This is a genomic window from Kitasatospora sp. NPDC051914, assembly GCF_040680995.1.
In the GTDB taxonomy this organism is placed as follows: Bacteria; Actinomycetota; Actinomycetes; order Streptomycetales; family Streptomycetaceae; genus Kitasatospora.
In genome coordinates, this window is the sequence record NZ_JBFAXX010000027.1 from 13121 (window position 1) to 33186 (window position 20066).

Below are 20066 nucleotides of genomic sequence, written 5' to 3' on the forward strand. Positions count from 1 at the left end.
GCGCCTCCTGGTGCTGTGAAGCCCGGTCGCCGCTGCCGTCACCGTGATCTCGGACGCCCCGTGCCGCGCCGTGCCTCCCCGCAGGGGGAATCACCATGTCTCGCTTCAACATCCGCCGTCCGAAGACCGGCCCGACCTCGCCCGTGACCACGACCGGGCAGCACACCGCCAACCACGCCGGCGGTGCGGGCCACCTGCGCGACGAGAAGTCCGAACTCTTCCTGCTCGCCGTCGCCAACCTGGTCGGCCAGGACACCTACTACGAGCGCGGCGGCGCACGCGACGACCGGTACACCGCCCTGGTCCGCTCCCTCGCGGTGAGCGACCCGGAGTGGACGCTCGGCCTGCTGCGCTGGCTCCGGTACGGCGCCGCGATGCGCACCGCCTCGCTGGTCGGCGCCGCGGAGTTCACCCGCTCCCGGCTCGACGCCAAGGCGCCCGGCCACTCCCGGCAGGCCGTCGACGCGGTGCTGCAGCGCCCCGACGAGCCCGGCGAGCTGCTCGCCTACTGGACGTCCCGGTACGGCCGTGCGCTGCCGAAGCCGATCAAGCGGGGTGTCGCCGACGCCGCCCGCCGCCTGTACAACGGCCGCGCGCTGCTCAAGTACGACACCGTCTCCAAGGGCTTCCGGTTCGGTGACGTGCTGGAGCTGACCCACCCGGCGCCGCACCCCGACAAGCCGTGGCAGGGCCCGCTGTTCCAGTACGCGCTGGACCGTCGGCACCGCCCCGACGAGGCCGTGCCGCCGACCGGCGACGCCCTGCTGACCGCAAGCCGCGAGCTGCTCGCGCTGCCGGTCGAGCAGCGCCGCGCGGTCGTCACCGGCCCCGGCGGCGCCGAGCGGCTGGCCGCGGCGGGCATGACCTGGGAGGCGCTGGCCGGCTGGCTTCAGGGTCCGCTGGACGCGGCGGTCTGGGAGGCGATCATCCCGTCGATGGGGCCGATGGCGCTGGTCCGCAACCTGCGGAACTTCGACCAGGCCGGGGTGTCCGACGCGGTGGCCGAGCAGGTCGCGCGGCGGATCTCCGACCGGGGCGAGGTGCAGCGGTCCAAGCAGTTCCCGTTCCGCTACCTGGCCGCCCACCGGCACGCGCCCTCGCTGCGCTGGGGCCACGCGCTGGAGAAGGCGCTCGGCCACTCGCTGGCCAACGTGCCGGTGCTGCCCGGCCGCACGCTCGTCCTGGTCGACCGCTCCGGCTCGATGTTCGACCGGCCGAGCGCGCAGACCATGCTCAACCGGGCGGACTCGGCGGCGGTCTTCGGCGCGGCGCTGGCGCTGCGCGCGGCCGACGCCGACCTGGTCGAGTTCGGCACCACCAGCCGGCGGATCGGGCTGGAGCGCGGCGAGGCGGTGCTGAAGGTCCTGGACCGCTTCTCCGACCTCGGCGGCACCGAGACCGGCAAGGCCGTCAAGAAGCACTACCGCGGCCACGACCGGGTGGTGATCGTCACCGACGAGCAGGCGTACGGCGGTTGGCAGGGCGACCCGCTCGCCGCGGTCCCGGCGCAGGTCCCGGTCTACACCTGGAACCTGGCCGGCTACCGGGCGGGCCACGCGCCCTCCGGCACTGCACGGCGGCACACCTTCGGCGGCCTGACCGACGCGGCGTTCCGGCTGATCCCGCTGCTGGAGGCCGGCCACGACGCCCACTGGCCGTGGGAGCAGGACCAGGGCAACCCGTAGGGGCGCGGGAGTTCCCCGCGCCCCTTGTGGGGCAACTCCCCGGTTGCCTTCTCGGTACGGTCCCGCCGTGGCACGATCGCTGCGGCGGGGGCAGCCGAACGAAGGGGCCGAGGTGCGCTACGACGTCGACGTACTGGTGGTGGGGGGCGGCATCGTCGGGCTGTCCACGGCGTATGCACTGACCCGGGCGCAGCCCGGGCTGCAGGTCGCCGTGCTGGAGAAGGAGCCGGTTCTCGCCGTGCACCAGACCGGCCGCAACAGCGGTGTCATCCACAGCGGTGTGTACTACCGGCCGGGCTCGCTGAAGGCCCGGTACGCCACCGGCGGCGCCGCCGAGATGGTGGAGTTCTGCCGCGAGCAGGGCATCCCGTACGAGGTCACCGGCAAGCTGATCGTCGCCACCTCGCCCGAGGAACTGCCGCGGCTGGCCGCCCTCGCCGAGCGGGGCCGGGCCAACGGCATCCCGGTGACCGAGCTGGACGCGGCGGGGATCGCCGCCCACGAGCCCGAGGTGCGCGGTGCGGCCGGCCTGCACATCGGCACCACCGGCATCTGCGACTTCCCCGCGGTGGCCCGCCGGTACGCGGAGCTCGCCGAGGAGAAGGGCGCCGTGCTGCGCACCGGCACCGAGCTGCGCGCGGTGGCCCGCCGGACGGACGGGGTGACGGTGCAGACCTCCGCGGGCGAGCTGCGCTGCGGGGTGCTGGTGAACTGCGCGGGCCTGCACAGCGACCGGGTGGCCCGGCTGGCCGGGGACGACCCGGGGGTGCGGATCGTCCCGTTCCGCGGCGAGTACTACGAGCTCGCCGAGCACCGGCGGGGCCTGGTCCGCGGCCTGGTGTACCCGGTGCCGGACCCGGCGTTCCCGTTCCTCGGAGTGCACCTCACCCGGGGCGTGCACGGTGACGTGCACGTCGGCCCGAACGCGGTGCCGGCGCTGGCCCGCGAGGGCTACGACTGGCGCACGGTGCGGCTGCGCGACCTGGCCGGGACGGCGGCCTTCCCCGGTACGTGGAGGATCGCGCGCCGGCACTGGCGGTACGAGCTCGGCGAGCTGCACCGCTCGCTGTCCCGGCGGGCGTTCACCACGGCGGTGCAGCGGCTGCTGCCGGCCGTGACCGCGGCCGACCTGGTGCCGACCGCGGCCGGGGTGCGGGCCCAGGCGGTGGCCCGGGACGGCTCGCTGCTGGACGACTTCGCCTTCGCCGGCTTCGACCCGGACGACCCGTCCTCCGCCCGCCGGGCGGTGCACGTGCTCAATGCGCCCTCGCCGGCCGCGACGGCCTCGCTGCCGATCGGCCGGGAGGTCGCCCGCCGTGCGCTGGCGGCGCTGGAGGCCGGCGGCTGAGCCGGGGCCGCGGCGGAGCGCCGGTCCGGGCGCCCTCGGCCGCCCGGTGCGGCCCGGGCCACTCCTGGACGCCGGCGGGCCCTCGTAGACTGGGGCGATTGTGACTGCCACCGCCCCCAGCCCCGAGCTGTCCCCGTCCGCCCGGCTCTCCGCCGCCCCCGCCGGGTACCCCGCGCCGATGTACCCGCACAAGGCCACCGAGGCCCAGCACCGGGAGCGGCGCATCCGCAGCTTCCAGCCGCGCCGCGGCCGGATGACCAACGCCCAGGCCGATGCGCTGGACCGGCTCTGGGAGCAGCACGGCCTCGCGATCGACGGCACCCCGCTGGACCTGCCGGCGCTCTTCGGCGACCTCCCGGTCACCCTGGAGATCGGTTTCGGCATGGGCGAGACGACCGCCGCGATGGCCGCCGCCGACCCGGCGTCCGGCATCCTCGCCGCGGACGTCCACACCCCCGGCCACGGCAACCTGCTGCAGATGCTGGAGCGCGACGGCTCCCGCAACGTCCGCCTCGCCGCGGGCGACGCGGTGATCCTGCTCCGCGACATGCTGCCGGACGCCTCGCTGGCCGGTCTGCGGGTCTACTTCGCCGACCCGTGGCCGAAGCCCAAGCACCACAAGCGGCGCCTGATCCAGCCGCACTTCCTGGAGCTGGTGCTGCCCAAGCTCGCCCCCGGCGCCCTGGTGCACTGCGCCACCGACTGGGAGCACTACGCGGAGCAGATGCTGGACGTGCTCTCCGCCTCGCCCGAGCTGGAGAACCTGCACCCGGAGGGTGACGGCAGCGGCTGGCTGGAGCCCGCCGAGCGCCCGGCCGGCAGCGTGCCCGGGTACGCGCCGCGGCCGGACTGGCGGCCGCTGACCAAGTTCGAGCGCGCGGGCCTGGCCAAGGGCCACATCGTGCACGACCTGCTGTTCCGCCGCCGCTGACCGAACACCGCCACGCCCGGTGGCGGGACTGCGCCACCGGGAGCTGACGGTCCGTCACCCGGAGTGATTCCGGGCACACGGATCGTTCGGAGGACTCCCGCTGCGGCGGAGGCGTCGCCTACGCTTTCCGGGTGAGCCGTCCGCCCAGCGGCAGCCCGTCCCCCCGCACCACGGCCCGCACTGCCGCCGACGAACCGCCCGCGACCACCGCCGGCACCCGGACCGATCCGGGGCCCCGGGTGCGCGGTCTGCGCCGCGTGCTGCCGCTCTGGGGCCGCATGGAGGCCCTGCACCGCTCGCTCCACTACCCGGCGCTGTCCTCCTCGCTGGCGGCATTCGCGCTGGCCGGCAGCGGGGTGCTGATCCTGCACCTGGTGCAGCGGCAGACCGGCACCACCGGGCTGCTGGTCGGGCTGGGGCTCGCCCTGCTGCCGCTGCCCTTCGTGCTCGGCTCACTGGCCTGGCTGAACCAGACGGCCCGGGTGCCGCTGCGGCACACCCTGTTCTGCCTCGCCTGGGGCGCCTGCGCCGCCACCACGGTGGCCCTCCTCGCCAACGGCTGGGCCAGCGACTTCCTGGTCGCCCACCAGGGCAGCACCCGCGGCGAGACGCTCGGGGCGGAGGTCGCCACCCCGCTGATCGAGGAGTTCTGCAAGGGGGCGGCCCTGCTCCTGCTGCTCGTCCCGCTCCGCCGCCGGCCGAACTGCCGCCAGGACCTGAACTGCGCGCTGCTCGCCCGCGACGAGGCCGGGGGCGCGCCGTCCCCGGACGGCCCGCCCGCGCCGGTGCCGCGGCCGCGCGGCTCGCGCACCCCGGGGCTGCCCCGGATACGCCCGCACCTGAGGCCGCTGCCGTACTTCCGGCCGCCGGTGCTGCCGCCCGCCGGCGGCAGGGCGCACCCGCGGGCCCGGTCCAGCCCGCGGACGCTCGCCGCCGGCCTCGTCCTCGGCGCGATCACCGCCTGCGGCTTCGCCTTCACCGAGAACGCCCTCTACCTGGGCCGCGCCTTCACCGACGACCAGCAGTCCCGGCTGGACTCCATCGGGTTCGGCGAGCCGCCCACGCTGCGCGACTTCGACTCGACGGTGCACACCTTCGTGCTCCGCGCCCTGCTCTCCCCCTTCGCGCACCCGCTGTTCACCGCGCTCACCGGCCTCGGCATCGCCGTCACCCTGACCACCGGCCGCCGCTGGCTCGCCCGGCTCGCCGCCCCGGTCGGCCTGGTCGCGGCGATCGGCCTGCACGGGGTGTGGAACGCCGCCGCCGAGCTGGGCACCGACGGCTTCCTGCTGATCTACGGCCTGGTGATGGTGCCCGCCTTCGCCGCCCTGGTCTGCCTCTCCGTGTGGGCCCGCGCCCGGCGCTCGCGGCAGCCGGCGCGCCCGCCGCTGACCGGGTGACCGGCGCCCTGCCGGTAATGGATTTCCCTTCCACGCATCCGTCACGTAGTGTTGGGTTCACCGACGCGGGGTGGAGCAGCTCGGTAGCTCGCTGGGCTCATAACCCAGAGGTCGCAGGTTCAAATCCTGTCCCCGCTACTCAGTAGCACGAAGGCCCGGCAGATCATCTGCCGGGCCTTCGTCGTACCCGGGCAGAATCGGCACCCGGAAATTCCATTGCCCTCCGCGGGGGTGCGTGCCTATGGTGGCCGCACACTGAAAGGAGGTGATCCTGAGTTGAGTACCACCAGGATGCGTGAGGTGGCTGCTCGCTAGAGCCGCCCCTGCCTGTGGCGGAGCGGGGCCGAACGGCCTCCGGCGGCAGGCGCAAACCCAAGCAGTCACCCGGCCCGCGGGCTCACCGGTACATCCCCGGTGCCTCGGGCGCAGGCCCTTCGCGGGCCTGTGCCGAGGAAACAGCCCGCGGGCCGTCTGCATGTCCGGGCCCGGCCGCACGGCGGCGGCCTGCAAGGACCCTGCAACGACTGCAGCGACCTCCCGGAGTGATCGGACGGTCCGCTACAGTCACTGCGGAACGACAGGTCCGGGGCAGGGGGGTGGCTCGGTGCAGTTGGAGCGCGGCGGACAGCCGGTACCGGCGGTGAGGATCGGGCTGATCGGGGTGGTCGGCGCCGGCCTGGTCGGCCTGGTGCTGTACGCGCTGGCGAGCGAACACGGGATCCGGGCGCTCGGCGGCGGTCTGGTCGTCGCGGCGACCTTCGCGGTCGGCGGCGGCCTGCTGGGCTTCCTGTTCGGCATCCCCAAGCTGTTGACCAGCGGTGCCGCGGCCCACCCGGACGACCAGGCCGCGACCTCCACCGCGAGCTACGCGCCCAACACCAACCTGGAACAGGTCTCCGACTGGCTGACCAAGATCCTTCTGGGTGCCGGCCTCACCCAGATCGGGACGTTCCCGCGGCGGCTGAACGAGCTCGGCCAGGCGCTCGCCCCCGCCGTCGGCGGCGGCCCGGGTGCGGCCGGATTCGCGGCGGCGCTCTCGGTGTACTTCACCGTCCTCGGCTTCCTCTCCGGGTGGCTGCTCACCCGGCTGCTGCTGGCCCGGGCGCTGTCCGCCGCGGACCGGCAGACCCTGGCCGACTCGGTGAACCAGACGGTGCTCGCCGCGCAGTCGCTGAACTTCAGTCCGCAGCAGGTGCGCGACCTCTTCGGAACGGGCGTGGAGGGCCTGCGGGTGCAGGCCCTGGCCCTGCTGCAGGGCAAGCCGGACCCGGAGAACCTCGACCTGGTCGTCTCGGCCATCGACCGGCACCTCTCGCCCTTCGAGCTGCTGCAGGCACTGCTCGCCGCCAAGGCCATGCTCGGCGGCGCCGCGCTGAGCGAGGAGCAGCGGGCGGCCCTGCGGGCGGCGGTCGCCTACAAGATCCGCAACACCAGGAACGTGCCGCCGTACTCGCGGCGCAGGGCCGTGGCCGACGAGGTGCTGCGACGGCTGCCGGCCCCCGCTGCGGGCGACCCGGGCACCCGCGGCGACAGCGGTGACGGCGGCCCCGGCGGGAACGGCCCGGGCGAGGCCGCGGCGCCCGGCCTCGGCCTCGGCCTCGGGAAGGAGCCTGCGCCGACGACGATCCCGGCTCAGGTGCAGAAGTCACCGGAAACACCTGCAGCACCCTGAGACCGTACGGCCGGGCCCCGGCGAGCGGCGCGGGCCGGGCCGGTGCCGCCCGCCCGGCTGCTCAGCGGCCGCCCAGCAGGCCGCGGGCGGCGAGGCGGTTGACCCCGGTGAGGCCGCGGATCATCAGCGGAGTGAGCAGCACCAGGACGATGCCGATCGCCGAGACGCCGGCGATCTGCGCGGGCGAGGTGATGTAGTACTCGTGGTGGCGGCCGGCGTCGGTGGTGAAGTCGAACACCCGGTACCCGGGCCAGTCGGTGTAGCGGGCGAAGACCCAGTGGTAGAGCGGGTAGAGGGCGACGACCCAGCCGGTCACCAGGAAGGTGACGGTGAGGGCGAAGCTCAGCACCGCCCAGGGGAACATCACCACCTGGTGCAGCACTCCCCGCCAGCCGGCGCCGTCGGCGAGCCGCGCGGTGACGGCGCCCCAGAACCCGGCCCGGGCGGGCCGCACCGGCGCGGGCGCCGCGATGTCGGCGCCGAGCAGGGTGCGGGCGCGGTACCGCTCCAGTGCGCCGAAGCCGCGGGCCGCGGACAGCAGCAGGGCCAGCACGGGCAGGCCGAGCGCGGTGACCGCCAGGCCGAGACCGGCCGAGAAGAGCGTCACGGCGACGGTGAACGCGGCGATCGCGATCGGCAGGCCCGTGAGGACGTAGCCGACCTCCCGGTAGGTGGTGCCGGAGAACGGCGCCCGGAAGAAGCCGGGCCGGCGGGCGGCGGGCGCGTCGGCCGGGTGCCGGCCGGTGGCCGGGTGCAGTCCGGTGGTCGAGTACAGCGGTGCGGTGGTCATCGGGGCCCCCTCGGTGCGTCCTGGTGTGCACACCACGGTGCCGGACCGGCCGCTCCGGCGTAATGCAGCCCGCTGCCGGATCCGGGGTGGGGCTGGCCCTACCCCCGTCCTGCGGCGGGCTGCACCCACTCCTCCTCCAGCAGGGAGAACAGCAGGGAGTCGTGCCAGGTGTCGCGCAGGTGGAGGTCGTGCCGGATGCGGCCCTCCGGTTGGAAGCCGGCCCGGGCGAGCACCCGGGCGGAGGCGGTGTTGGCCGGGTCGACGCGGGCGGCGAGCCGGTGCAGGCCGAGGGTGCCGAACCCGAACCCGCAGAGCATGGCGGTGATCTCGCCGGCGTAACCGTTGCCCCAGGTGTCGCGGCGCAGCGCGTAGCCGATGGTGGCGGCGCGCTGCCCTTCGAGGCCGAGGACGGCGTTGCCGATCGGCAGCGCCTCCGGGCCGTCCTCACGGAGCGTCACGGCGAGGCGGTAGACGGTCCGCGGGTCCTTCTCGGCCTCTTCGAGGTAGAGCTCGATCTGGTCGGCGCACTCCTCCTCGTCGCGCGGTTCGAAGGGCAGGTAGCGGGCGGTCTCCGGGTCCCCGAAGATCGCGTGCAGGGCCGCGGTGTCCTCCGGGGTGAGCCGGAACTCGCGGATCGCCAGGCGCGGTCCGGTCAGGCGGACCTGTCGCACCGTCCGGACCTGTTCGGGTGTCATGGCGGCCGACCCTACCCTGCCGCCCCGCGACGGGCCCGCCGTGCCGCACGCCGGTCGCCGCACCGGCTACCGTACGGGGCGTGGACGACGAAGACCTGCAGCTCATCCCCCGTACCTGCGCCGAGGAACTGCTCGCCTGGGCGGATGCCGAGGGCCGCGCACCCGTCCCGGAGGAGGCGCTCCGGGAAGTGCTGACGCTGCTGGAACTGGGCGGCGCCCCGATGCACGACGGCCGGCCCGAGCTGGGCTCGGCCGTGCTGGAGCAGCTGTTGCACGAACGGCTCCACCTGTACGTGCAGCCGGCCGGCGACCCGGCGGCCTACGGGGAGGCGGTGCGGCTGCTGATCGACCGTCAGCGGGCGGCGCGGCGGCTGAACGCGAAGCGGCAGGAGCGCCTGCACGCCGAGGCGGAGTGGCAGGGCGAGCTGCTGGGGACGCTGCTGCGGCGGCCGCAGCTGCTGACCTGGCCGCGGCTGTACACGCTGCTGCTGCGCGCCGACGGCGTGGACACCGGGGATGCGGCGGCGGTGCGGGCCTGGCTGGACGCCTTCCGCGCGCTGGAGCCGGACGGCCGGACGGCGGCGTACGAGGCCCTGGTGGAGACCGGTGCGCTGGACGCGATGACCGGTGCGGACGCCGCACTGGGCTGGGGCGAGGCGCACCTGCTGTCGATCGGCATGGCCACCGACGGGGCACGGCGGCTGCTGGAGTACGGCCTGATGCAGCGCAGCTACCGCAACCTGGCGGCGCTGACCGCGATGGGCGAACCGATGCCGTTCGAGCTGCGGGGCGAGTTCGAGGACTTCGAGCAGGTCGTGGCGGACGTCGCGCTGTGGCTCTGCGGCGAGTGGACGGTGCCCGGGCTGCCGGCCCTGCTGGTCGCGGAGTACTCGGACCTGGCCCCCGAACCGGGCACCGAGGAACTGGAGGCGTACGCGGCGGCCCGGCAGACGCACGACGAGGAGTGAGCGAAGCCGGGGGCGTGCGTTTCGGCTAGGGCTGGACGCCGTGGGAGCGGAGCCAGCTCAGCGGGTCGACGGGGGCTCCGCCGCCGGGGCGGACCTCCAGGTGGAGCCGGGGCGAGGTGACGCTGCCGGTGGCGCCGACCGCGCCGAGGACGGTGCCGCGCTCGACCGGGCCGTCGGTGGTGGCGAGCCGGGCGAGGTGGCAGTACCAGATCTCGGTGCCGTCGGGCAGGGTCTGGACGATGCGGTAGCCGTACGAGCCGGCCCAGCCGGCCGAGGTGACGGTGCCCGGGCCGACCGCGGTGACCGGGGTGCCGGTGGCGGCCTCGAAGTCGAGGCCGGTGTGCAGGTGGGCCCAGTGCGAGCCGGAGGGGCCGTACTGGGTGCCCAGGGTGTAGCCGGTGGTCGGCAGGGCGAGGGCGGTGGCCTCCACGGCGGCCTGCGCGGCGCGGCGGGCCTCGGCCTCCTGGGCGGCGGCGAGGCGGGCGGCCTCGTCGGCGGCGGTGCGGTGGTCGGCCTGCTGCTGGATGCGGGCGGCGAGGGCGAGGCCCGGGTCGGCGTCGGGTGCCTCGTCGGGGACGGAGACGGCGGGCTCGGCAGCGGCGGCCGGGCCGGCGGCGGCCGCGGTGAGGCCGGCGGCACCGAAGGTGGCGGCCATGGTCGCGGTCACACCGAGCAGCGGGCTGCCGCCCCTGGTCTGGCGGGGCAGCCGGTGGCGGGCCTGTTCGGCCTGCTCCCAGGGGTGGTCGAGGAGCCGGGTGGCTGCGGCGGTGGGGTCCGCCGAGTGCGTCGACGCCACGGGGGCGCACTCCTTTCCTTCCCTCTCGCCGACCGGGTTAGCTGACGGGTTCGGAGCAGGAAGGTCTCCTACGGCTGGGCCACCGGCCCGGCCGATTCACCCCAAGGAAGGTGGTTCCCCGGCTCCCGGGCCCACCGTGAAGGCAGACGCGGGATTGAGCGACACGCGCACGGTGCCGTGTCGGTACGGCGTTGCCGACCGCGCTGCGTTATCAAACGTTAATGCTATGCCCGCCCTGATTCCAAGCGTCTGAGCCAGTGGATTCGTCGGGACTACGGGCACGATGGGCGATTTGCCATGGATTGTCGGTTGGATGGTGACTCAGGGTGATAAGCCGTCGAAGCTGAGTATCCGTACTCATGCCGGTCCACCGGCGCTCCGGGACGCTGCAGGCATGAGCGCACCCATGCAGCCCCGCACCACGGCCGCCTACTACGTGCAGGCCGTCCTGTCCTTCGCCCTCGCCACGGCCGCCCTCGCGATCGGGATCGCCTGCCTTCCGGTGGACGCCTGGGTGCGGGCCTTCCTGGCGGTCGCCCTGCTCTACGTCATCACCTCGGCGTTCACCCTGGCCAAGGTGGTCCGCGACCGCCAGGACGCGGGCGAGCTCGTCTCCCGGGTCGACCAGGCCAGGCTGGACAAGCTGCTGGCGGAGCACGACCCGTTCCGGGCGGACGGCCTCTGAGCCGCCCGCCCCGGTCAGCCGCCGGAGGCGGCGGCGCGGGCCCGCTTGGCGGCGAAGGTCTCGCCGCCGGCCGACCAGTTCTCGGCCGGGAGCTCTTCGATGGCGACCCAGATGTTCGACGGGTCCACCCCGGTGATCCGGGCGTACGTCGCGGTGAGCTCCCGGGCGATCTCCGCGCGCTGCTCCTCGGTACGGCCGACCAGCTGCTTGACGCTGATGAAGGGCATGACGCCTCGCTCTCTCGGTTCCCGCGGTCCGGCGGCACGCTACCGCAGGGCGGGGCCGCACTTGACGGCTAAGGCTATTAGCCATAGCTTTTTGGCTACAGGCAATCAGCCAGGCATTCAGCCACCAGGCCGAGGAGGCCCGCCGTGAACGACACCCGGAGCGCACTGAAGACCCGCCACCTGGACGTCCCGGGCGGCCGGCTGGCCTACGACGACACCGAGCAGGGCGGCGGCGTCCCGGTCGTCCTGCTCCCCGGCATGCTCGACCTGCGCGCCGCCTACCGGCACCTGCACCCGCTGCTGACCGCCGCCGGGCACCGGGTGGTCACCATGGACCTGCGCGGACTCGGCGAGTCCTCGACCGCCTGGGACGACTACTCGCCGACCGCGATCGCCGGCGACGTCCTCGCCCTGCTCGACCACCTCGGCATCCGCCGCGCCGTCCTGGTCGGCAGCTCGTACACCGGCGCCACCGTCGTCCGGGCCGCGGCCGACGCCCCGGAGCGGGTCGCCGGAATCGTCCTGATCGACGCGTTCTTCGAGAACTTCCCGCCCAACCTGCTGCAGAAGGCGATGGTCGGCCTGCTCGGCCCGGCCCTCACCTGGTTCCCCTCGCTGTGGGGCGCGGCACAGAGGTTCTACTACCCGAACCGGCGCCCGGCCGACTTCGACGCCTACCGCGCCCGGCTGGTCGCCGCGCTCAAGCAGCCCGGCCGCCGGCAGGCGGTGCGCGGGTACGTCCGCGGCGACTCCGCACCGACCGGCTGGGGCGCGGACGTCACCTGCCCGGCGCTGGTCGTCATGGGCGGCGCCGACCCCGACTTCCCCGACCCGGCCGCGCTCGCCGAGCGCCAGGCGCAGGCCCTCCGGGGCCGTAAGGTGATCATCGAGGGCGGCGGCCACTACCCCATGGCCGGGTACCCGCAGGCCACCGCCGACGCCCTGCTGCCCTTCCTGGACGAAGTGAACGAGGTCGCCTGATGCCCAGGGCCGGACTGAACCCCGCCGCCGTCGTCGACCACGCGGTCGGACTCCTCGACGAGCAGGGCCCGGAGGCGCTGACCCTGGCCGCCGTGGCCGGCCGCGCCGGCGTCGCCACCCCCTCGCTCTACAAGCACGTCACCGGCGGACTCGCCGAACTGCGCCGCCTGGTGGCCGTCCGGGTCACCGACGAACTGACCGAACGGCTCTCCCGCGCGGTGCTCGGCCGCGGCGGGGACGAGGCCCTCGCCGCCCTGGTCGACGCCTACGTCGACTACGCGGTGCGCCACCCGAACCGCTACGCGGCGCTCCCGCAGGCCCCGCAGGACGATCCGGAGCTCACCGCGGCCGCCGGCCGGCTGGTCGAGGTGATCCTCGCGGTGCTGCAGGGCTACGGCCTGGCCGGATCGGAGCTGATCCACGCCACCAGGACGGTCCGCGCGACCGTCCACGGCTTCGCCTCGCTGGCCACCGCGGGCGGCTTCCGGCTCGCCGAGGACGTCACGGTGTCCCGGCAGCGGCTGACCGGAGTGCTGGTCGAGGGCCTGCGGCACTGGCCGCGCTAGCCGTACCCGACCGCCCGTGGCCGGCCGGCCGTGACCTCGTGCCGCCGTGCGCGTTGTGCAGGGCATGAAGAAGCGCAGCATGCTCGCCTTTGCCTCCCTCGCCGTCGGCGTCGTCGCCTCGCTGACCACCCCGAGCGCCCACGCCGACATGCCCCAGCAGCGCATCGGCGACGCCAAGGCCGTCACCGGCACCGAGCTGCCGGACACCGCTGCCGACGGGCAGGCGACCACCGACGCCGACCTGCTGTAGGCCCCCACGGCACTCGGGCAACCCGTCAGGGGCGCCCGGGACTCCGGTACCGACGGGCCCGCGCCGTACGGCGCGGGCCTCGGTGCTGTCCGGGCCCGGGGTTGACTCCGGGCCGGTCGGCGGCGGAAGGTTCGTGGAGCACCCCCGCCCCCGCACCAGGACCGCCATGGACACCGTCACCGACCGACTCCGCAGCAACCTCACCGGCCAGCCGCTGCTGGCGACGCTGGGGGTGGAGATCGTCGAGCTGTCCCGCGGCCGGGTGGTGCTCGACCTGCCGGTCCGGCCCGAGGTCACCCAGCAGAACGGCTTCGTGCACGCCGGCGCGATCTCCACGCTCGCGGATGCGGCGGCCGGCGCCGCCGCGCTCTCCCTGATGCCCGAGGGCAAGGACGTGCTGAGCGTGGAGTTCAAGCTGAACCTGCTCAGCCCCGGGGTCGGCGAGCGGCTGCGGGCCACCGGGACGGTCGTCCGCAGCGGCCGCACCATCACCGTCGTCGGCGCCGAGATACGTTCGGTCAGCGGCGGGATTCCGGGCAAGGAAGTCGCGCTGCTGCAGGGCACGATGATCGCCGTCGAGCACGCGCCGTGACCCCGCCCGCGGCGAACGGCACCGGCCCGGGAGGATCCCGGGACCGCCTTGTCGCCGAATCCGGACAGAACCGGCCGCCCCACGGGGTAGACCTCACAGCGGACGGCGAGAACCCGCCCCGCACCGGCGGCACCCGGCAGGAACACGGAGGACGTGGAGAGATGACGCAGACGGCCCGCAGCACCGCGCCCGCCACCGGCCTCATCCCCGGGCAGCGCCCGCCGGCCGAACCCCCGGTCGTACCGGCGGCCGCCGAGCCGGAGACCGGTCTCGGTGCCGCTCTCCGCCGCGGCTTCGCCGTGGCCCGCGGCCTGCGTTCGCTACGGCCCGTCCCGGCGCGCACCCAGGAGCCGTACGGCGAGGTGGACGGCCAGTGACCTGCGCGGGTCCGGACGCCCGGGCCCGTCGGGGGAGTTGTCCGGCATCGGCGGAAGGGCACGGAAGGCGCCCCGGACACTGACGAAATGTCATGGCGGAAGTCGCCTTTTGACGCGTCCAGATCACCAATCCTGCGATCTGTTCACACTTACGTAGGATCATCATCCTAGAATTCGCCGCGTGACGATGTCTCAGTGGTGCGCAGCGGCAGCCGTTGTCCTCGCCGTCCCCGCGGTCCTGACCGCCGCGAGGTACCGGTCCGTCACCCGCACCCTGCGCCGCCGGCTCGACGAGCAGCAGCGCGAAACCGACTCCCTGCGCGGCCGGTTGGCCGGCGAGACGGCCCGCCGCAGTGCTGAGGCCGCCGCGGTGCAGCAGGAGCAGGAGATCGTCGCCTCCACCCAGCGCGCGTTCCTCAGCGTCGCCCGCCGCATCCTGGTGATGGCCCACGACCAGCAGGCCGGGCTGGACGAGATGGAGCGCACCCACGACGACCCCGTCCTGCTGGAGGGCCTGCTCAAGGCGGACCACGCCGCCGCCCAGCAGGCCCGGCTGGCCCAGACCCTGGCCGTGCTGTGCGGCGCACGCGCGGGCCGGCACTGGCCGGAACCGGTCGCCCTGGAGGACGTGGTCCGCGGCGCCCAGTCGCGCATCCTGCCGTTCCAGCGGGTGGTGGTGCGCAGCCGGATGGAGACCGCCGTGGTGGGCGCCGCCGCGGAGGCGCTGATCCACGCGGTCGCCGAGCTGCTGGACAACGCCACCCGCTACTCCCCGCCCAGCACGCAGGTGTTCGTCACGCTGATGCCGGTGCACAACGGCGCCGTGATCGAGATCGACGACGCCGGCGTCGGCATGCCCGAGGGCGCGGTGGAGAAGGCGGCCGCCGCGCTGTCCGGCGATGTGGGGCTGGAGGTGTCCCGGCTCGGCGAGGTGCCGCAGCTGGGACTGGCCGCGGTCGGCAGGCTGGCCGATCAGTACGGCTTCCGGGTCACGCTCAGCTCCGCGCCCTCGCCGTACGGCGGTGTGCGGGTGGTCGTCCTGCTGCCGAACGCGCTGCTCACCGAGCCGCTGCCGCACTCGCCCGCGCTTCCCGGCGGGCAGCCGCACACCGCCGCCGAGCGGCCCGCCGCACCCGCCGCCCCGGCGGCCGCGGTCCCGGCCGCACCCGCCGCTCCTGCCGCACCGACAGAACCGGCCCCGCAGGACGGGCCGTCCACCGGCGGGCTGCCCCGCCGCACCAACCGTCGCCGTGCCGCCCCCGCGGCAGGGCGGCACGTCGCCGGACAGTCCGGCGGCACCGGCGGCGCCGTGGCGCCGCGCTCCGCCCGGGAGGCGCAGGCCTTCATGGCACTCTTCCAGGCCGGCACCGCCAGCGGGCGCTCGGCCACCAGGCAGGACCAGCAGGACCAGCAGCACCGCACCCCGGCCGCGCCCGCCCCCGGGCCGGCCGGGACGCTTCCCGCTTCCCCCCAACAGCCCCTGCGCGCAGGAGAGTTCTATGACCACCAACCCTGATCTCGGCTGGCTTCTGGCGGACATCGTCTCCGTCCCCGAGGTGCGGCACGCCGTCGTGGTGTCCAACGACGGCCTGGAGATCGGCCGCAGCGAACGGATCGGCCGCGACGACGCCGAGCGGCTCGCCGCCGCCTGCTCCGGCCTGCAGTCGCTGGCCCGCGGCGTGGCGCAGGGCTTCGGCGGACCGGGCAGCGCGACCCGGCAGATCGTCGTCGAGTACGGCGGCGGCTACCTGTTCATCGTGGCGGCCGGTGCCGGCGCCCACCTCGCCGTGGTCACCGGCGAGGCCGTCGACGCGGGCCTGGTGGCCTATCAGATGCAGGTGCTGGTCGAGCGGATCGGCACCCACCTGACCAGCCCGCCCCGGGTGGAGCAGGCGGCCGGGGACGCGCGGTGAGCGGCCCGGTCCGGCCGTACGTGATCACGGGCGGCCGGAGCCGGCCCAGCCGGAACGTCCTCGCGCTGGAGAGCCTCGTCTCCACCGTGCCCGGGGCCGACACCGGCGGTGCCGAGCTCAACCGGGAACACCAGCGCATCCTGGCGCTCTGCGGGCGGCTGCTCGCCATCGCCGAGATCGCCGCCCACCTGCACCTGCCGCTGAGCGTGGTGAAGGTGCTCGTCGGCGACCTGTGGGACCTCGGCGCCGTCCAGGTCCTGCCCCCGGCGACCGCCGTCCACCGGTCGCCGGACGTCCCGCAGGCCGAGCGCCTGCCCACCGCGCTCCTCGAGGAGGTGCTCGTTGGCCTCCGCCAACTCCGCTGAACCGTCCTACCTGCCCTCCACCGTGCAGGGCGCCGTCAAGATCCTGGTCACCGGTCCGTTCGGGGTCGGCAAGACCACCCTCGTCGGATCGCTCAGCGAGATCGCCCCGCTGCGCACCGAGGAGACCATGACCGCCGCCGGCGCCGGCATCGACGACCTCACCGGCCGGGTCGGCAAGACCACCACCACCGTGGCGCTCGACTTCGGCCGGATCACGCTCAGCCCGCAGCTCGCGCTCTACCTGTTCGGCACCCCCGGGCAGCAGCGCTTCTGGCCGCTGTGGGAGGACCTCTCGCGCGGCGCACTCGGCGCGATCGCCCTGGTCGACACCCGCAGGATCGACGAGAGCTTCGACGTGCTCGGCCAGCTCGAGGAGCAGGGCATCCCGTTCGCGGTGGCCGTCAACGTCTTCCCGGACACCCAGCGCCATGCCGAGGACGAGCTGCGCGCCGCCCTCGACCTGCTCCCCGACGTGCCGATCCTGCACTGCGACGCCCGCGACCGGCAGGCCGCCTACGACGTGCTGATCGACTTCGTCTCCCACCTGCACGCCACGGCCGCACTGGAGCTCCAGCCATGACCACCCCCCTGCCGGAGGGCGGCCAGCTCCCGCCGCCCGGCTGCCCGATGCACCAGGGCGGCGGCGGGCGCGCCGCACCGCTCTACGGCCCGGCGGTCTCCGACGACCCGCACGGCCTGTACGCCCGGCTGCGCGAGCAGTACGGGCCGGTCGCGCCGATCGAGCTGGAGCCCGGGGTCGAGGCCTGGCTGGTCATCGGCTACCCCGAGCTGCTCGAACTCACCCGCAACGAGCAGCTGTTCTCCAAGGACTCGCGGCGCTGGCGGGTGCCGCGGGAGGGCCGGCTCGCCGCCGACTCGCGGCTGCTGCCGATGACCGTCTGGCGGCCCACCCTGCTCAACCTGGACGGCGCCGAGCACCAGCGGCTGCGCGCCGCCGTCGCCGACACCCTGGCCAGGATCGACCACCGGCAGCTGCGCACCACCACCGAGGCCGCGGCCGACGCCCTGATCGACAGCTGGGGTCCGGACGGCACCGCCGACCTGATCGCCCAGTACGCGCGCCGGCTGCCGCTGCTGGTCTTCACCCAGCTGCTCGGCCTGCCCGCCGAGGCCGGCCCCCACCTCATCGAGCTGATCAGCCACTTCGTGGACAGCAGCGAGAAGTCGGTGCGGGCCAACGCCGAGTTCCAGGCCATCCTGGTCGACCTGGTGAAGCGCCGCCGCGAACAGCCCGGCGCCGACCTGACCTCCTGGCTGCTCGCCCACCAGGCCGGGCTCACCGACGAGGAGGCCGTCCACCACCTGGTGGTGATCCTGGTCGCGGGCAACGAGACCACCATCAACTGGACCGGCAACGCGCTGCGTCTGCTGCTCACCGACCGGCGGTTCCGCTCGACGCTCACCGGCGGCCGGCTGAGCGTCTCGGACGCCCTGGACGAGGTGCTGTGGCGCGACCCGCCGACCCAGAACTTCCCCGGGCGGTGGGCCACGAGCGACACCGTGCTCGGCGGCCAGTACATCAGCGCCGGCGACATGCTGGTGCTCGGCCTGGCCGGGGCCAACGCCGACCCGTCCGTGCACGGCCCGGACGGCATCGGCGGCAACCGGGCGCACCTGGCGTGGGGCGCCGGACGGCACGTCTGCCCGGCCCAGCACCCGGCCCGGCTGATCGTCGAGACCGCCGTCGAGACCCTGCTGCACCGGCTCCCCGATCTGCAGCTCGCCGTGCCCGCGGCCGAGTTGAAGTGGCGGCCGTCGCCCTGGTCGCGCGCGCTGGTCGACCTGCCGGTGCTGTACAGCGCGTTCTCCCCGCCCCGCCACGCCGCCACGTCCGAAAGGCCGACATGGACACCGCCGACAGTCTCACCCCCGTCAGACTCGACCCCTTCGGCCGCGACCAGCACACCGAGAACGCCCGGCTCCGGGAAGCCGGCCCGGCGGTCCTGGTGGAGCTCCCTGGCGGGGTGGTGGTCTGGGCGATAACCCACCACGACACCCTCCAGGAGCTGCTCGCCGACCCCCGGGTCGGCAAGAACGCCCGGCTGTGGACGACGTTCCGCGAGGGCCGGCTGCCCGAGGGCTGGCCGCTGCTCAACTTCGTGACCGTGCCCGGCATGGTCACCGCGGACGGCGCCGACCACCGGCGGCTGCGCGGGCTGGTCACCCAGGCGTTCACCCCGCGCCGGATCGCCGAACTGGCCCCCGCGATCGAGGCCCGGGCCGAGCGGCTGCTGGACGGACTCGCCGGCCTGGAGGGCGACTTCGACCTGCGCACGCACTTCGCGTACCCGCTGCCGATGCAGGTCATCGGCGAACTCCTCGGCCTGGACGTGCAGCAGCAGGACGAGCTGCACGAGCTGTCCAACACCCTGGTCTCCAGCTCCGCGACGCCCGAGGCCGCGATCGCGGCGCAGCAGGGCCTGTTCGCGCTGCTCGGTTCGGTGATCGCGGCCAAGCGGGCGCAGCCCGGCGACGACCTCACCACCGACCTGATCGCCGCCCGCGAGGAGGGCGACCGGCTCTCCGAGCAGGAGCTGGTCGGCACCCTGCTGCTGATGCTGGTGGCCGGGCACGAGACCACGCTGAACCTGATCACCAATGCGGTGCGCGCCCTGCTCGCCCACCCGGACCAGCTGCAGCTGGTGCTGGACGGCAAGGCGACCTGGTCCGCGGTGGTCGAGGAGGCGCTGCGGTACGACTCCCCGGTGGGCCAGTTCCCGCTGCGCTACGCGGCGGAGGACATCGAGGTCGGCGGGGTGCTGATCCGGCGCGGCGAGGCGCTACTGGCCTCGTACGCGGCGGCCGGACGGGACGGCGGGCACCACGCGGAGGCGGACCGCTTCGACGTCACGCGGTCGGCCTCCCGGCACCTGTCCTTCGGGCACGGCCCGCACTTCTGCCTGGGTGCGGGGCTGGCCCGGCTGGAGGCGGAGACGGCGCTGCGCGGGCTGTTCACCCGCTACCCGTCGCTGGTGGCGGCGGACGGTCCGGCGCCCGAGCCGATCGCCTCGTTCGTCTCCAACAGCGTGCGGACGCTGCCGGTGCGGATCGGCTGACGCCGGGGCGGGCGGGCCGGCGTGCTGCCGGTCCGCCCCGCCCGGTCAGACCGGGGTGCTGCTCAGGCCGGGGTGATGCGGCCGTGCACGAGGCGGACGAGGGCGGCGTGCACGTCGTCCAGGCTGCGGTCGGGCTGGAAGGCCAGCCAGTCGAGGGCGACCACCAGCACCATGCCGAACAGCGCCGAGGCGATCAGCTGGGTGTCCAGGTCCTCGGAGAGCAGGCCTTCGCGGACGGCCTCGTCGAGCACCCCGGCGACCACCGCGACGGCGCTGTCGCGCATCATCCGCAGCGACTCGTGCCAGGCCCGGTTGGTGCGCCAGGTCTCGGCGACGAAGAGCTGCGCGAACGACGGGTAGGCGGCGATGAAGACCAGGCCGGCCCGGATCATCGCGTCGACGCCCTCCAGCGGCGGTCTTCCCTCGGCGGCCTCCCGGAGCGAGTCGGTGAGCAGCCCGGTGCCGTGCTTGAGCAGGCCCTCGAACAGCTCGGTCTTGCTGGCGAAGTTGTAGTAGACGGTGCCCTTGGCCACCTGGGCGCGTTCGGCGATCTCGTCGACGGTGGTGGCGGAGAAGCCCTTCTCGGCGATGAGGGTGACGGCGGCCTCGTACAGCTTCTGCCGGGTCGCGCTGCGGCGTTGGCTCATGGGTGCTTCCGGAGGGTGGGGGACGCCGGCCGGCGCCGGTGGGTGGGGGGACGAAGAATGCCGGGCGCGCGGATCGTACCGCGCGCCCGGCAGGGTTTCGG

23 protein-coding genes, 1 tRNA gene and 1 riboswitch are annotated in these 20066 nt (G+C 74.6%); of the genes, 19 read left to right on the plus strand and 5 right to left on the minus strand.

Annotated features, from left to right (window positions below):
- Positions 1–95: 95 nt before the first annotated feature.
- From AB0M03_RS19120 to AB0M03_RS19145, 6 genes are all read left to right on the plus strand, one after another.
- Positions 96–1685: a TROVE domain-containing protein gene (locus tag AB0M03_RS19120; RefSeq protein WP_363492728.1), complete on the plus strand. Its 1590-nt coding sequence runs from the start codon at positions 96–98 to the stop codon at positions 1683–1685.
- A gap of 112 nt (positions 1686–1797) precedes the next feature.
- Positions 1798–3033 carry an L-2-hydroxyglutarate oxidase gene (gene lhgO / locus AB0M03_RS19125; protein ID WP_363492820.1) on the plus strand — a complete coding sequence of 412 codons (1236 nt, stop codon included), beginning with the start codon at positions 1798–1800 and terminating at the stop codon, positions 3031–3033.
- Positions 3034–3133: 100 nt separating this feature from the next.
- A complete protein-coding gene (gene trmB / locus AB0M03_RS19130) occupies positions 3134–3964 on the plus strand; it encodes a tRNA (guanosine(46)-N7)-methyltransferase TrmB (RefSeq protein WP_363492729.1) in 831 nt (276 codons plus the stop codon).
- 131 nt (positions 3965–4095) lie between these two features.
- Positions 4096–5364 carry a PrsW family glutamic-type intramembrane protease gene (locus tag AB0M03_RS19135; RefSeq protein WP_363492730.1) on the plus strand — a complete coding sequence of 423 codons (1269 nt, stop codon included), beginning with the start codon at positions 4096–4098 and terminating at the stop codon, positions 5362–5364.
- Positions 5365–5428: 64 nt separating this feature from the next.
- Positions 5429–5502: transfer RNA gene (locus AB0M03_RS19140), tRNA-Met, on the plus strand.
- Positions 5503–5968: 466 nt separating this feature from the next.
- Positions 5969–7036 carry a hypothetical protein gene (locus AB0M03_RS19145; protein WP_363492731.1) on the plus strand — a complete coding sequence of 356 codons (1068 nt, stop codon included), beginning with the start codon at positions 5969–5971 and terminating at the stop codon, positions 7034–7036.
- A gap of 61 nt (positions 7037–7097) precedes the next feature.
- On the opposite strand, the gene AB0M03_RS19150 is transcribed toward AB0M03_RS19145, so the two are convergent.
- The gene (locus AB0M03_RS19150; RefSeq protein WP_363492732.1) at positions 7098–7826 is read right to left on the minus strand and encodes a sensor domain-containing protein; all 729 of its coding nucleotides are present in this window, start codon (positions 7824–7826) and stop codon (positions 7098–7100) included.
- Between the two features lie 98 nt (positions 7827–7924).
- Positions 7925–8521 carry a GNAT family protein gene (locus AB0M03_RS19155; protein ID WP_363492733.1) on the minus strand — a complete coding sequence of 199 codons (597 nt, stop codon included), beginning with the start codon at positions 8519–8521 and terminating at the stop codon, positions 7925–7927.
- A gap of 80 nt (positions 8522–8601) precedes the next feature.
- On the opposite strand from AB0M03_RS19155, the gene AB0M03_RS19160 reads away from it, so the two are divergent.
- Entirely contained in the window at positions 8602–9489 is an 888-nt protein-coding gene (locus AB0M03_RS19160; RefSeq protein ID WP_363492734.1) for a hypothetical protein, read from the plus strand.
- Between the two features lie 25 nt (positions 9490–9514).
- Here AB0M03_RS19160 and AB0M03_RS19165 read toward each other — a convergent pair whose 3' ends face one another.
- Positions 9515–10285 carry a M23 family metallopeptidase gene (locus tag AB0M03_RS19165; protein WP_363492735.1) on the minus strand — a complete coding sequence of 257 codons (771 nt, stop codon included), beginning with the start codon at positions 10283–10285 and terminating at the stop codon, positions 9515–9517.
- An 11-nt stretch (positions 10286–10296) separates the two neighbouring features.
- A riboswitch (cyclic di-AMP (ydaO/yuaA leader) is annotated at positions 10297–10456 on the minus strand.
- A 223-nt stretch (positions 10457–10679) separates the two neighbouring features.
- Between AB0M03_RS19165 and AB0M03_RS19170 the strand changes: the two genes are divergently transcribed.
- Positions 10680–10970 carry a YiaA/YiaB family inner membrane protein gene (locus AB0M03_RS19170; protein ID WP_363492736.1) on the plus strand — a complete coding sequence of 97 codons (291 nt, stop codon included), beginning with the start codon at positions 10680–10682 and terminating at the stop codon, positions 10968–10970.
- A 14-nt stretch (positions 10971–10984) separates the two neighbouring features.
- Here AB0M03_RS19170 and AB0M03_RS19175 read toward each other — a convergent pair whose 3' ends face one another.
- Positions 10985–11197: a 4-oxalocrotonate tautomerase family protein gene (locus AB0M03_RS19175; protein ID WP_363492737.1), complete on the minus strand. Its 213-nt coding sequence runs from the start codon at positions 11195–11197 to the stop codon at positions 10985–10987.
- A gap of 144 nt (positions 11198–11341) precedes the next feature.
- Between AB0M03_RS19175 and AB0M03_RS19180 the strand changes: the two genes are divergently transcribed.
- The 11 genes from AB0M03_RS19180 (at position 11342) to AB0M03_RS19230 (ending at position 19318) form a co-directional block, all read left to right on the plus strand.
- Entirely contained in the window at positions 11342–12178 is an 837-nt protein-coding gene (locus AB0M03_RS19180) for an alpha/beta hydrolase (RefSeq protein WP_363492738.1), read from the plus strand.
- Positions 12178–12744 carry a TetR-like C-terminal domain-containing protein gene (locus tag AB0M03_RS19185; protein ID WP_363492739.1) on the plus strand — a complete coding sequence of 189 codons (567 nt, stop codon included), beginning with the start codon at positions 12178–12180 and terminating at the stop codon, positions 12742–12744. Before AB0M03_RS19180 ends, AB0M03_RS19185 begins: the two co-directional genes overlap by 1 nt.
- A 64-nt stretch (positions 12745–12808) precedes the next feature.
- A complete protein-coding gene (locus tag AB0M03_RS19190) occupies positions 12809–12994 on the plus strand; it encodes a hypothetical protein (protein WP_363492740.1) in 186 nt (61 codons plus the stop codon).
- A 133-nt stretch (positions 12995–13127) separates the two neighbouring features.
- Entirely contained in the window at positions 13128–13586 is a 459-nt protein-coding gene (locus AB0M03_RS19195; protein ID WP_363492741.1) for a PaaI family thioesterase, read from the plus strand.
- 161 nt (positions 13587–13747) lie between these two features.
- The gene (locus tag AB0M03_RS19200) at positions 13748–13963 is read left to right on the plus strand and encodes a hypothetical protein (protein WP_363492742.1); all 216 of its coding nucleotides are present in this window, start codon (positions 13748–13750) and stop codon (positions 13961–13963) included.
- Between the two features lie 187 nt (positions 13964–14150).
- On the plus strand, positions 14151–15479 hold the full coding sequence (locus AB0M03_RS19205; RefSeq protein ID WP_363492821.1) for a sensor histidine kinase: 1329 nt from the start codon (positions 14151–14153) through the stop codon (positions 15477–15479).
- Positions 15463–15876 (plus strand): roadblock/LC7 domain-containing protein, encoded by a 414-nt coding sequence (locus AB0M03_RS19210; protein WP_363492743.1) that lies wholly within the window; start codon positions 15463–15465, stop codon positions 15874–15876. Before AB0M03_RS19205 ends, AB0M03_RS19210 begins: the two co-directional genes overlap by 17 nt.
- On the plus strand, positions 15873–16241 hold the full coding sequence (locus AB0M03_RS19215) for a DUF742 domain-containing protein (RefSeq protein ID WP_363492744.1): 369 nt from the start codon (positions 15873–15875) through the stop codon (positions 16239–16241). Before AB0M03_RS19210 ends, AB0M03_RS19215 begins: the two co-directional genes overlap by 4 nt.
- On the plus strand, positions 16219–16821 hold the full coding sequence (locus AB0M03_RS19220) for an ATP/GTP-binding protein (protein ID WP_363492745.1): 603 nt from the start codon (positions 16219–16221) through the stop codon (positions 16819–16821). The genes AB0M03_RS19215 and AB0M03_RS19220 overlap by 23 nt, the downstream gene beginning before the upstream one ends.
- Positions 16818–18245 (plus strand): cytochrome P450, encoded by a 1428-nt coding sequence (locus tag AB0M03_RS19225; protein ID WP_363492746.1) that lies wholly within the window; start codon positions 16818–16820, stop codon positions 18243–18245. The genes AB0M03_RS19220 and AB0M03_RS19225 overlap by 4 nt, the downstream gene beginning before the upstream one ends.
- Positions 18209–19318 carry a cytochrome P450 gene (locus tag AB0M03_RS19230; protein ID WP_363492747.1) on the plus strand — a complete coding sequence of 370 codons (1110 nt, stop codon included), beginning with the start codon at positions 18209–18211 and terminating at the stop codon, positions 19316–19318. Before AB0M03_RS19225 ends, AB0M03_RS19230 begins: the two co-directional genes overlap by 37 nt.
- Positions 19319–19380: 62 nt before the next feature.
- Here the strand turns inward: AB0M03_RS19230 and AB0M03_RS19235 are convergent, their stop codons facing one another.
- Entirely contained in the window at positions 19381–19965 is a 585-nt protein-coding gene (locus AB0M03_RS19235) for a TetR family transcriptional regulator (RefSeq protein WP_363492748.1), read from the minus strand.
- Positions 19966–20066 lie beyond the last annotated feature (101 nt).

Excerpts from the sequence above, each read along its gene's own strand:
- AB0M03_RS19120 (WP_363492728.1), top strand. The coding sequence starts at position 96 with ATGTCTCGCTTCAACATCCGCCGTCCGAAGACCGGCCCGACCTCGCCC.
- AB0M03_RS19150 (WP_363492732.1), bottom strand. The coding sequence starts at position 7,826 with ATGACCACCGCACCGCTGTACTCGACCACCGGACTGCACCCGGCCACC.
- AB0M03_RS19155 (WP_363492733.1), bottom strand. The coding sequence starts at position 8,521 with ATGACACCCGAACAGGTCCGGACGGTGCGACAGGTCCGCCTGACCGGA.
- AB0M03_RS19170 (WP_363492736.1), top strand. The coding sequence starts at position 10,680 with ATGAGCGCACCCATGCAGCCCCGCACCACGGCCGCCTACTACGTGCAG.
- AB0M03_RS19175 (WP_363492737.1), bottom strand. The coding sequence starts at position 11,197 with ATGCCCTTCATCAGCGTCAAGCAGCTGGTCGGCCGTACCGAGGAGCAG.
- AB0M03_RS19185 (WP_363492739.1), top strand. The coding sequence starts at position 12,178 with ATGCCCAGGGCCGGACTGAACCCCGCCGCCGTCGTCGACCACGCGGTC.
- AB0M03_RS19190 (WP_363492740.1), top strand. The coding sequence starts at position 12,809 with ATGAAGAAGCGCAGCATGCTCGCCTTTGCCTCCCTCGCCGTCGGCGTC.
- AB0M03_RS19200 (WP_363492742.1), top strand. The coding sequence starts at position 13,748 with ATGACGCAGACGGCCCGCAGCACCGCGCCCGCCACCGGCCTCATCCCC.
- AB0M03_RS19205 (WP_363492821.1), top strand. The coding sequence starts at position 14,151 with ATGTCTCAGTGGTGCGCAGCGGCAGCCGTTGTCCTCGCCGTCCCCGCG.
- AB0M03_RS19210 (WP_363492743.1), top strand. The coding sequence starts at position 15,463 with ATGACCACCAACCCTGATCTCGGCTGGCTTCTGGCGGACATCGTCTCC.
- AB0M03_RS19225 (WP_363492746.1), top strand. The coding sequence starts at position 16,818 with ATGACCACCCCCCTGCCGGAGGGCGGCCAGCTCCCGCCGCCCGGCTGC.
- AB0M03_RS19235 (WP_363492748.1), bottom strand. The coding sequence starts at position 19,965 with ATGAGCCAACGCCGCAGCGCGACCCGGCAGAAGCTGTACGAGGCCGCC.